The following is a 10445-nucleotide window of genomic DNA, read 5'->3' on the forward strand; positions in this document are numbered from 1 at the left end:
TCTGATGATGCGTCACGCGGCGGCAAGCACTACGAGAGCTCGACCTGCGCGCCCAGCTCGACCACCCGGTTCGGCGGAATCTTGAAGAAGGCGGTAGCCGGATCGGCGTTGCGAAACATCCAGGTGTACAGCACCTGCCGCCAGTGTGCCATCCGCGAGCGCTTGGCAATCGGCATGGTGACGATCGTCTCACGGCCGAGAAAGAACGAGGTCTCCATCATCTCGAAGGCCAATCCATGCCCGGCGCACAGTTCCATCGCTCGCGGCAGATCGGCTTCGTCCTTGAAACCATAGCGGACGAAAACCCGATGAAAACCGGCGGGCAGCGCTTCGACCCGCACACGCTCGGCCTCGGCAACGTGCGGCACGTCTTCGACGTCGACGTTCAGCAAGACCACACGTTCGTGCAGAACCTTGTTGTGGTACAGGTTATGGAGCAGCGCCCGCGGCACGCCGTCGGGGGTGGCGGTGAGGAAGACGCCGGTGCCATCGACGCGCAGCGGTCCGCCCATTTCCAGGCTGGCAATGAACGCGGCGAGCGGTATCGTATCGTGCGCGAGCTTCTCGTAGAGCAACTGGCGCCCGCGCTTCCAGGTCGATAGCAGGATAAAGACCGACAAGCCGAGCGCCAGCGGGAACCAGCCGCCGTCAAAGACCTTGATGACGTTGGCCGAGAAGAAAGCAAAGTCGACGACCACGAAAAACACCAGGAACAGGGCCGCGCGCGGCCAGCTCCACTGCCACAGCGCGCGCACGACGACAAAGGCGAGGATGGTATCGATCATCATCGTCAGGGTCACGGCAATGCCGTAGGCCGAAGCCAGGTTCGACGACGAGCGGAAGCCGAGGACGACGACGATCACCGCCGCCAGGAGCAGCCAGTTGATGTTCGGAACGTAGATCTGGCCCTTCTCGCGTTCGGAGGTGAATTTGACGCGGATGCGCGGGCAATAGCCGAGTTGCATGGCCTGGCTGGTCAGCGAAAAGGCTCCGGAAATCACCGCCTGCGAGGCAATCACTGTCGCCACGGTGGCCAGCAAGACCAGCGGTATGCGCAGGATTTCACTCGGCGCCATCAGAAAGAAGGGATTTTCAACCGTCGTCGGGTCGGCGAGGATCAAGGCTCCCTGGCCGAGATAGTTGAGGTAGAGCAACGGGAAGACACACGCGAACCACGCCCACTTGATCGACCGCCGCCCGAAATGGCCCATGTCGGCGTAAAGCGCTTCGCCGCCGGTAATCGCCAGCACCACCGAACCCAGCGCCACAAAGGCCATCCCCTGATGTTCAAAAATGAAGCGCAGCGCGTACCAGGGATTGATCGCCAGCAGCACGGAAGGATGCTGGATCACTTGCCACAAACCAAGCGCACCGAGGCAGACAAACCAGAACAGCATCAGCGGGCCAAACAGCGCACCGACGGCCGCCGTGCCGTGGCGCTGAAATACGAACAGGACGACGAGAATGGCGATGGTGACCGGCAGGACGTAGGGCTCGAGCGACGGCGTCACGACTTCCATTCCTTCGACCGCCGCCAGCACCGACATCGCCGGGGTGATCACGGCGTCGCCATAAAACAGCGCGGCGCCGAAAATTCCCAGCGCCGACATCGCCCACAGGACGCGCGGCGAGGCGTTCGCTGTGCGCAGAGCGAGCGCCGTCAGCGCCATGATGCCGCCTTCGCCCTTGTTGTCGGCGCGGGTGATGAACACGACGTATTTCAGTGAAACGGTGACAGTCAGCGCCCAGAAGACCAGCGAGAGGATGCCGAGGACGCTGTCGGCGTTGATTGGCAGCGGATGGTGCCCGCCAAAGACCTCTTTCATGGTGTACAGCGGGCTGGTGCCGATGTCCCCAAAAACCACGCCCATCGCCGCCAGCGCGGTCGCCGCCAGACCTGACTTGTCGCCGTGTGGCGCGACCTCTGCACTCATCATCCCACCCCTGATCGTCTTGGCCGTGTCGCCTGCCCGCTTCTCGCCAACGCGACAGCGGCTCAGAAAAGCCGGTCTGCTCGATGGCCGATCGACGGTCGGAGAGACCGCTCGGCAGCACGATTTCGATTACTGCAGCGCAGCAACCAGCGCGCAATTCTAGGACCAATGCGGCGCCGCCACAAGGACGGGATCCGACCTGACAAAACCTGACCATGGGCTGACGATTCGCTGACAGACAATTGATCAGATAGATATTTTTATTTTTCTGTTGACACAAAAAAGCATCGGACGCGACGTTACACCTGGCTCCCGCGGTGCTACACTCGCGACCCTTGTTCTGCCGAATCGATCATCAGGGAGGCGATACTTTGAGCGTAGAAAACAACAAGCTGCAGCCGCCAGAAACGCTGGAAAAAGGCCTCGCCGAAGTTCACCTGACCGAAGTGCGCTCGTTGCTCTCGCTGCAGAAACGCGTCGAAGAACTCGTCGAACCGCTGCTGCGCGAGCAGGACTCGCCGTCGCTCGACGCGGCCGGTGTCGAAATCCAGGAACGCTATCGCATGGAGCTTCGCCAGAAGCTCAAGCTGATGCCGCCCAAGGAAGTCGCCTACATCCTCGAATCGCTGGACGCCAACGAGCGGCTGATCGTCTGGGATGAGGTCAAGGAAGGCGCCGACCCGATCCTGGCGATTCTCCCGGACGACATTCTCGAAGAGCTGATCGACGACAGCCACTACCGCAACGAGAAAACGACCACCACCGCTTTCGAACTGCGCGACGGCCGCCTGCGCCAGATTTCGATCAACGGTCCGGAGGATCTGCAGAACGTCACGCCGATCTGGGTAGACCTGATCGCGCCGACGAAGAAAATCCGCGGCTGGATCGGCAAGCGGTTCGACGTCGATTTGCCCGATCCCGGCAGCCTGACCGACCTCGAGGCCAGCGCGCGCTTCTATGTCGACGACGAGGGACACACGCACCTGCACTCCGACTTCCTGCTCGACACCCGGGAGGAGTCGCGCAACGTCCCGGTGGCGCTGATCCTGAAGAACGACGTGCTGTTCACCATTCGCACCGAGGAACTGCCGGTATTTCGCCTGCAGCGGGCGCGGGCGCGCACGCGCCCGGGCTATGTCGCCGACGGCAAGGACGTTCTGCTCGACCTCTATGCCGCCGACGTCGAGTACTCGGCCAACGCGCTGGAAGATGTATACGCCGAGCTCGACAAGGTCGGCCGGCAGGTCCTGCGCTCGCACGTCACCGACCAGGAAGCAACCGAGATCCTGGTGGCAATTTCGGAGGCCGAAGACATTAACGGACGCACCCGGCGCAATGTCCTCGATACCCGGCGGGCGCTGTCGTTCCTGCTGCGCGGCGGCTTCCTCTCCGAGGCGCAGCTGGTTGACGGTCGCGAGATTCTGCGCGACATCGAGTCGCTCGACGGCCACACCGCTTTCCTGTTCAACAAGCTGAACTTCCTGATGGACGCCACCGACAGTGCGATCAACATCAACCAGAACAAGGACATCAAACGACTGACGGTGCTCAGCGTGATTTTCATGCCGATCAACGTCGTGGCCGGCATGGGCGGCATGTCCGAATTCTCGATGGTCACCGAAGGCATCCCCTGGCAGATCGCCTATTCGGGGCTACTGGTCGGCATGGTGGCCATCGGCGCCTGCATGTACATCGGTCTGAAATTATTCGAGAAACGCCGCCTTAAGAGCAGCCGGGCCGCGCACCGCCGGACCGCCTGACGCTGGCCGGGCCGGGCGACGCTCCCCCCCGGGGAACTCACCAGGCCTTGAAAACGCCTTCGGCAGCGGCCACCGTCGCAGCGACGTCGGCCTCGCTGTGCGCCGCCGAAACGAAGCCGGCCTCGAAAGCCGACGGGGCAAAATAGTGGCCGGCGTCGAGCATGCCATGGAAGAAGCGCTTGAACGCTTCGCTGTCGCACGCCATCGCTTCGGCGTAGGTCTGTGGACAACTGGCACGGAAATACAGTCCGAACATGCCGCCCATCGACTGCGCCGAAAACGGCACGCCATGCTTGCCCGCGGCGGCCAGTAGCCCTTCGCTCAGCTGTCGGCTGCGCTCGGCAAGCGCTTCGTAGAAACCCGCCGCGCGCACCAGCTTCAGCGTCGCCAGGCCGGCCGCGACGGCCACCGGATTGCCCGACAGGGTACCGGCCTGATAGACCGAACCGAGCGGCGAGATCTGGGCCATGATCTCGCGGCGGCCACCGAAGGCGCCGACCGGCATGCCGCCACCGATCACCTTGCCGAGCGTCGTCAGGTCCGGTGTGATGCCATAGATCCCCTGCGCGCCCTGGGCGCCGACGCGAAAGCCGCTCATCACCTCGTCGAAAATCAAAACCGCGCCGTGCCGACTGCAGAGGTCGCGCAGCGCCTGCAGGAAAACCGGCTGCGGCACGATCAGGTTCATGTTGCCCGCCACCGGTTCGACAATCACCGCGGCGATTTGCGCACCGTGCTCGGCAAACGCCGCGGCGAGTCCAACTGCATCGTTGTAGTCAAGAACCATTGTATGTTTGGCAATATCGGCCGGCACGCCGCCCGAACTCGGATTGCCGAGGGTGAGCATTCCCGAACCGGCCTTGACCAGCAGGCTGTCCGAATGGCCGTGGTAGCAGCCCTCGAACTTGATCAGCAGGTCGCGACCGGTGTGGCCACGCGCCAGACGAATGGCACTCATCGTCGCCTCGGTCCCGGAACTGACCAGGCGGACCATCTCGAGCGACGGCAACAACTCGCAAAGCAGGTCGGCCATTTCCACCTCGCTCTCGGTCGGCGCGCCGAAGGAAAGCCCTCTGACGGCGGCGTCGCGAACGGCGGCGATCACTGTCGGATGGGCATGGCCAAGAATCAGCGGCCCCCATGAGCCGACGTAATCGACGTAGATCTTGCCGTCGGCATCGGTAACGCGAGCGCCGGACCCCTCGACGAAGAAGCGCGGCGTGCCGCCGACCGAGCGAAAGGCACGCACCGGCGAGTTGACGCCGCCCGGGATGTGTTGCTGGGCACGCTCAAAAAGTTGCTGATTGCGAGAGATCACGAGCATTTTCCTCGAATAGTTGTTGATAGGCGGCCGCCCGCGAGGCCACGTCGGGCGCCTCGAACACGTCGCTGACAACGGCCAGCAGATCGGCGCCAGCAGCCAGCAGCGGCGGCGCGTTATCAACGGTGATGCCGCCGATGGCGCAGGCCGGCACGTGCAGTTCGGCTCGGCAGCGGACGAACAGGGACAGCGGCGCGCGCACCGCCAGCGGCTTGGTCGACGACGGATGCATGGCGCCGAAAGCGACGTAGTCGGCGCCGCCGGCAGCCGCGCGACGGGCACGCTCGAAGTCGTCGTAACACGAAGCGCCGAGCAAAGCACCGGCGGGCAGCGCGCGCCGCGCCGCGGCAAGATCGCCGTCGCTGGCACCCAGGTGCACGCCGTCGGCGGCGACCGCCAGAGCCAGCGCCAGATCGTCATTGATCAGCAAACGGGCGCCGAACTGCCGGCACAGGGTGCGCAAGGCCACTGCGGTTTCGGCGCGGCGGGCCGCGTCGCGACCCTTGTCGCGATACTGGACAAGTACCGCGCCACCGCTCAAGGCCGCGCGGAGCCGCTCGAGCAGGACGTTTGGCGCCAGACAGTCCGGCGTGATCACGTACAGACCACGCAGCGCTCCGGCGAGTGCTTGCTCAGCCATCGAGATAACCCTGGCCAGTGCGCCACTGAAAGAAGCGATCGGGCAGGTATTGGCCCCTTCCGGCCCGAAAACCGGCGGCCAGCGCGCCCCAGGTGTACTCCTGCGCGGCGCGCACCGCGTCGCTGATCGGCAAGCCCTTGGCCAGATACGCGGCCAGCGCCGACGCCAAAGTGCAGCCAGAACCGTGGTAACTGCCGGGCAGGCGGTCCCAGGAATCGCTGCGTAACAGCCCGCCAGCCGCGCCTCCGTAGAGGCTGTTGACCACCCGCGGCGTCTGGTCGTGGGTACCGGTCAATAGCACGTACTGGCAGCCGAACGACAACAGCCGCTGCGCGCAAACAGCCAGCGCTGGCGCTTCGTCGTCATCATCTTCGGCGGCGACGAGTCGGCGTGCTTCGAGGGTATTGGGCGTCAGGATCGTGGTCAGCGGCAGCAGCGCCTGACGCAAGCTGGCAATCATCTCGTCATCGGCGAGCTCGTCACCGCGTCCGGAGGCCAGAACGGGGTCGACGATCAGCGGCAAATCCGGGTAGTCGGCGATGATTTCGGCGATTACCAGCGCGTTCTCGACGCTGCCCAGCAGGCCAATCTTGAACGCCGCCACCGGCATGTCCGCGAGCAGGGCTCGCGCCTGATCTTCGACCCAGCCAGCGTCGATCGCCAGCACACTGGCAACGCCAACGGTATCCTGGACGGTCAAGGCGGTCGTCACCGACAGCGGATGACAGCCGATCGCCGAGAGGGTCATCAGGTCAGCCTGCAAGCCAGCGCCACCAGAGGGATCACTGGCGGCGAAGCTCAAGACGATCGGCGGCGGCAGGCGGGCGCGGTCCGGATTCATCGGCGAGCGACCACCAGCCACGAAGGTTTTCTGTCAAACAAAGAAAGTCTTGGCACCAAGAGAGGGGTTTGGCTAGAATCTACCGGTTTTTCATCGATTCTAACCGAAAACAGACGGCAACCATGAACACAGCAAACGAACGGCAATACCGCACCTGGATGTGCCTGACCTGCGGCTTCATTTATGACGAAGCGGCGGGCCTGCCGGATGAAGGAATCGCGCCAGGCACGCCGTGGCCGGACATCCCGATCAACTGGACCTGCCCCGAATGCGGCGCACGCAAGGAAGACTTTGAAATGGTCGAGATCTGAAAACAATGCGGTATAGTAGTGTCAGCAGGAAATCCTGTCGGATCAGGGACATTCTCAAGACAATAACCTGACACACTCTGGAGGAGAGAATTGGCGGAAGCTGCAGACCTGCGCGGCGTCAAGGTCATGGTTATCGACGACAGCAACACCATCCGGCGTAGCGCGGAAATTTTCCTCGTGCAGGCCGGCTGCCAAGTTCTGCTGGCGGAAGATGGCTTCGACGCCCTGGCAAAAATCTCCGATCATCAGCCCGCGGTGATCTTCTGCGACATCGTGATGCCACGACTCGACGGCTATCAGACTTGCGCCCTGATCAAGAAGAACCAGCGTTTCCGTTCGACGCCGGTGATCATGTTGTCGTCCAAGGATGGCCTGTTCGACCGTGCGCGCGGGCGCATGGTCGGCTCGGACCAATATCTGACCAAGCCATTTACCAAAGACAGTCTGCTGCAAACGGTCGCCACTTTCGCGCCGCCTTCAGCCTGAGGGAGCCAGACCCCATGACCATCAAGAAAATCCTCGTCGTTGACGATTCGCCGACCGAACGTCACGTCATGAAAGCCCTGCTGACCAGTAGCGGCTATGAGGTCATTACCGCGGAGAGCGGCGAAGAAGGAATCGCCAGGGCGAAAAGCGAATTGCCGGACCTGATCCTGATGGACGTTGTCATGCCGGGTCTCAACGGCTACCAGGCGACCCGCACCTTGACTCGCGACGAGACCACCCGGAACATCCCGGTCATCGTGTGCACCACCAAGGGACAGGAAACCGACAAGATCTGGGGCTTGCGCCAGGGTGCCCAGGATTACCTGGTCAAACCAGTCAACGGTCAGGAGTTGTTGGCCAAGATCGCCGCGTTGTAGACGGCTCCATGACCAAGAAAATCAGCTTGCATGACTTTCAGTCGTACCTCGCGGCACGGCTGGCGGGCACCGGTGATCAGAGTGCGGCCGGACTACTCGGTATTCAGGCTGGCAGCGACTACTGGCTTCTGGACCTCGCCGACTCGGGTGAGATTATTCCGCTGACCGCGTCTCTGACCACCGTGCCGCTAACCCGACCGTGGTTCGCCGGCATCGCCAACATCCGCGGCAATCTGTATTCGGCCGTCGACTTTTCGGCCTTTCTCGGCAAGGAAGTGACGCCGCAGAACGCCAGTTCGCGGCTACTGTTGATTGGTACCCGTCATGGCAGCAACGCCGCCTTGCTGGTCAACCGGATGATCGGTCTGCGCAATGTCGAAGCCTTGAATGCCGAAACGCCCGATCCGACAGCGCCGGCCTGGGCGCATGAATCGTATAGCGACAACGAAGGACGTCGCTGGAAGAAACTCAAGGTGCGCGAACTGCTGGCTGACGAGGCGTTCATGGACATTGGCGTGTGAGTCCATGCAACAGAAAAGATGCTCGACGGCACCAAGTCACACCGTAGATATCGTGTAACCGGAGACGCAAAATGACGTTCAAATCAAAGCTGCCGGGCTTCCTGTCCCGTACTGCAGACCCGGCAGGCGAGACTCTGGTCGCGCGCACGATCATGGATGCAGACGAAGCGGATAGCGATCATGCGCTCCCCTTGGAGGCGTCTCTGCTCAATCGCTATCCGGTTGTCAAACAACTACAGATTCTCGGCGGCGCACTTCTGCTGACCATGCTGATCATTGCTGTGGTCATCTACCGCGATGACCGCAAGTCAAGCTACGGCACCGCGTACATTGCCGCCACCGGCGACATGGGAATGCTGTCGCAGCGACTGGCGAAGGCGTCCAGCCTGGCCTTGCTCGGCAACCCGACGGCTTTCAAACAACTTCGGGACTCGCGTGAGAGCTTCGCCAGCCAGCTCGACAGCCTGAGCAATGGCGGCGAGCTGGCTGGCACGCAGGTTCCCCCCTCGCCGGCCAGCGTCGAGCCGCAGTTACTGACGCTGACGGAAGCCTGGGGGAAAACCGACAAGAATGCCGGTCGCCTGCTTGAGATGGAAAACAACCTGATCTCGCTCGGCAAGGACGTCGCGGCGATCAACGACAAAAATCCGCAGTTGCTCGAACTGTCGGAACAGGTCGCCGCGCTCAAGTTGCAGAGCGGCGCCGGAATCCGTGAAATTGCCGCAGCCAACCAGCTGGTGATGCTCACCCAGCGGATTGCCAAGAACGCCAATTCGTTACTCGTCGGCGACGCCATCGACTCCGAAACCACTTTCTTGCTGGGCAAGGATACGAACACTTTTCGTGACACCATGAAAGCGCTGAGCAAAGGTAGCGAGGCGCTGCGCATTGCTGCGACCACCGACGCCGACAGCAAACTGAAACTCGGCGAACTCGACAGCAGTTTCACGGAGTACCACACGGCCATTGGCGGAATTCTCGGCAATCTGGACAGGCTGCGCATTGCCAAACAGGCCGGTTCGCAGATCTTTCGCGACAGCGAACAGCTGCTCGAAGCGACCGACCAGCTGGCGAAAGCGTACCAGGGCACGGTCATGAAACGCACCGGCTACGGCTTCGCGCTGGCCGGCCTGATCGTACTGGCCATCGGCCTGCTGTTGCTGCTGGCCAGAACCTACCTGACCGAGAGCCGTCGTCAGGCGGAAACAGCCGAGCGCAGCCGCCGCGAAACGGAGCTCGTCAACCGTCAGAATCAGGATGCGATTCTGCGTTTGATGAACGAGCTTGGCGACCTCGCCGACGGCGACCTGACGGTCACGGCGACGGTTTCCGAGGACATCACCGGCGCCATCGCCGATTCGATCAATTACACCATCGAAGAACTGCGGGTCCTGGTCGGCCGCATCAACGATGCGGCGAGCCGGGTAACGGTGGCCACCGGAATGGCCCAGCAGACATCCACCGAGCTGCTCACCGCGGCCGAGCACCAGACCACCGAAATCAAGTTGGCGGGGCAGTCGGTACTGTCGATGTCGACGTCGATGACCAACGTCTCGGCGGACGCCAAACAGTCGGCAACAGTGGCCCGCCAGTCGCTGGCGGCAGCCGCCAAGGGCACGCAGGCCGTCGAAGACTCGATCAAGGGGATGAACAAGATCCGTGATCAGATCCAGGAAACGTCGAAGCGCATCAAGCGGCTGGGCGAATCGTCGCAGGAAATCGGAGAGATCGTCGAGTTGATCTCGGACATCACCGAGCAGACCAACGTACTGGCGTTGAATGCCGCCATTCAGGCCGCCTCGGCCGGTGAGGCCGGGCGCGGCTTCACGGTCGTTGCCGAAGAAGTACAGCGGCTCGCAGAACGTTCCGGTGAAGCGACCAAGCAGATTGGCGCGATCGTCAGGACGATTCAGACAGATACTCAGGACACCGTCTCGGCGATGGAAGAGTCGACCCGCGGCGTCGTCGAAGGCGCCCGACTCTCCGATGCCGCGGGCCAGGCACTGGCCGAAATCGGCGTGGTTTCGCGCGAACTGACCGCGCTCATCGAAACCATCGCCGGGGCAACGCGTCAGCAGTCGGAATCGGCGGCCAAAGTGGCCCGCAAGATGCAGGAAATACTCCTGGTCACCGGCCAGACAACGGCCGGCACGCAGAAAACAGCGACGGCAATTGGCGAACTGGCCGGTCTGGCCACTGAACTGAAGGGTTCGGTCGCCGGCTTCAAGGTGACCTGAGCGACGCGGCCAAGAGA

Annotated in this window: 10 protein-coding genes; 6 read left to right on the forward strand and 4 right to left on the reverse strand. The window is 62.6% G+C overall.

Going from position 1 to position 10445, the window contains the following annotated elements; all coding sequences use genetic code 11:
- Nucleotides 1-29: 29 nt before the first annotated feature.
- On the reverse strand, nucleotides 30-1934 hold the full coding sequence (locus QZ656_RS19040; protein ID WP_291994863.1) for a potassium transporter Kup: 1905 nt from the start codon (nucleotides 1932-1934) through the stop codon (nucleotides 30-32).
- 371 nt (nucleotides 1935-2305) lie between these two features.
- Here QZ656_RS19040 and QZ656_RS19045 point away from each other — a divergent pair, with 371 nt between their 5' ends.
- Nucleotides 2306-3694: a CorA family divalent cation transporter gene (locus QZ656_RS19045; RefSeq protein WP_291994864.1), complete on the forward strand. Its 1389-nt coding sequence runs from the start codon at nucleotides 2306-2308 to the stop codon at nucleotides 3692-3694.
- A gap of 37 nt (nucleotides 3695-3731) precedes the next feature.
- On the opposite strand, the gene hemL is transcribed toward QZ656_RS19045, so the two are convergent.
- Genes hemL through QZ656_RS19060 form a run of 3 tightly spaced genes read right to left on the reverse strand, consistent with a single transcriptional unit; the run spans nucleotide 3732 to nucleotide 6496 of the window.
- On the reverse strand, nucleotides 3732-5012 hold the full coding sequence (gene hemL / locus QZ656_RS19050) for a glutamate-1-semialdehyde 2,1-aminomutase (protein WP_291994865.1): 1281 nt from the start codon (nucleotides 5010-5012) through the stop codon (nucleotides 3732-3734).
- The gene (gene thiE, locus QZ656_RS19055) at nucleotides 4984-5655 is read right to left on the reverse strand and encodes a thiamine phosphate synthase (RefSeq protein ID WP_291994866.1); all 672 of its coding nucleotides are present in this window, start codon (nucleotides 5653-5655) and stop codon (nucleotides 4984-4986) included. Before thiE ends, hemL begins: the two co-directional genes overlap by 29 nt.
- Nucleotides 5648-6496, reverse strand: a complete 849-nt coding sequence (locus tag QZ656_RS19060; protein ID WP_291995256.1) for a hydroxymethylpyrimidine/phosphomethylpyrimidine kinase — start codon at nucleotides 6494-6496, stop codon at nucleotides 5648-5650. Before QZ656_RS19060 ends, thiE begins: the two co-directional genes overlap by 8 nt.
- 122 nt (nucleotides 6497-6618) lie before the next feature.
- On the opposite strand from QZ656_RS19060, the gene QZ656_RS19065 reads away from it, so the two are divergent.
- The 5 genes from QZ656_RS19065 (at nucleotide 6619) to QZ656_RS19085 (ending at nucleotide 10428) form a co-directional block, all read left to right on the forward strand.
- Complete coding sequence (locus QZ656_RS19065; RefSeq protein WP_291994867.1) at nucleotides 6619-6807, forward strand: rubredoxin; 189 nt, start codon at nucleotides 6619-6621, stop codon at nucleotides 6805-6807.
- Nucleotides 6808-6933: 126 nt separating this feature from the next.
- A complete protein-coding gene (locus QZ656_RS19070; RefSeq protein ID WP_291994868.1) occupies nucleotides 6934-7293 on the forward strand; it encodes a response regulator in 360 nt (119 codons plus the stop codon).
- Between the two features lie 14 nt (nucleotides 7294-7307).
- Nucleotides 7308-7670, forward strand: coding sequence for a response regulator (locus QZ656_RS19075; RefSeq protein WP_291994869.1), 363 nt, complete (start codon nucleotides 7308-7310; stop codon nucleotides 7668-7670).
- 8 nt (nucleotides 7671-7678) lie between these two features.
- Nucleotides 7679-8191, forward strand: a complete 513-nt coding sequence (locus tag QZ656_RS19080) for a chemotaxis protein CheW (protein ID WP_291994870.1) — start codon at nucleotides 7679-7681, stop codon at nucleotides 8189-8191.
- A 71-nt stretch (nucleotides 8192-8262) separates the two neighbouring features.
- The gene (locus QZ656_RS19085) at nucleotides 8263-10428 is read left to right on the forward strand and encodes a methyl-accepting chemotaxis protein (protein WP_291994871.1); all 2166 of its coding nucleotides are present in this window, start codon (nucleotides 8263-8265) and stop codon (nucleotides 10426-10428) included.
- Nucleotides 10429-10445 lie beyond the last annotated feature (17 nt).

Origin of the sequence: Candidatus Accumulibacter sp. ACC003 (genome assembly GCF_907163085.1) — a bacterium.
In the GTDB taxonomy this organism is placed as follows: domain Bacteria; phylum Pseudomonadota; class Gammaproteobacteria; order Burkholderiales; family Rhodocyclaceae; genus Accumulibacter.

Bases quoted from the DNA above. Each gene is read 5' to 3' on its own strand.
- QZ656_RS19075 (WP_291994869.1), top strand. From the start codon at position 7,308: ATGACCATCAAGAAAATCCTCGTCGTTGACGATTCGCCGACCGAACGT.
- QZ656_RS19060 (WP_291995256.1), bottom strand. From the start codon at position 6,496: ATGAATCCGGACCGCGCCCGCCTGCCGCCGCCGATCGTCTTGAGCTTC.
- QZ656_RS19070 (WP_291994868.1), top strand. From the start codon at position 6,934: ATGGTTATCGACGACAGCAACACCATCCGGCGTAGCGCGGAAATTTTC.
- thiE (WP_291994866.1), bottom strand. From the start codon at position 5,655: ATGGCTGAGCAAGCACTCGCCGGAGCGCTGCGTGGTCTGTACGTGATC.
- QZ656_RS19085 (WP_291994871.1), top strand. From the start codon at position 8,263: ATGACGTTCAAATCAAAGCTGCCGGGCTTCCTGTCCCGTACTGCAGAC.
- QZ656_RS19080 (WP_291994870.1), top strand. From the start codon at position 7,679: ATGACCAAGAAAATCAGCTTGCATGACTTTCAGTCGTACCTCGCGGCA.
- QZ656_RS19065 (WP_291994867.1), top strand. From the start codon at position 6,619: ATGAACACAGCAAACGAACGGCAATACCGCACCTGGATGTGCCTGACC.
- QZ656_RS19040 (WP_291994863.1), bottom strand. From the start codon at position 1,934: ATGAGTGCAGAGGTCGCGCCACACGGCGACAAGTCAGGTCTGGCGGCG.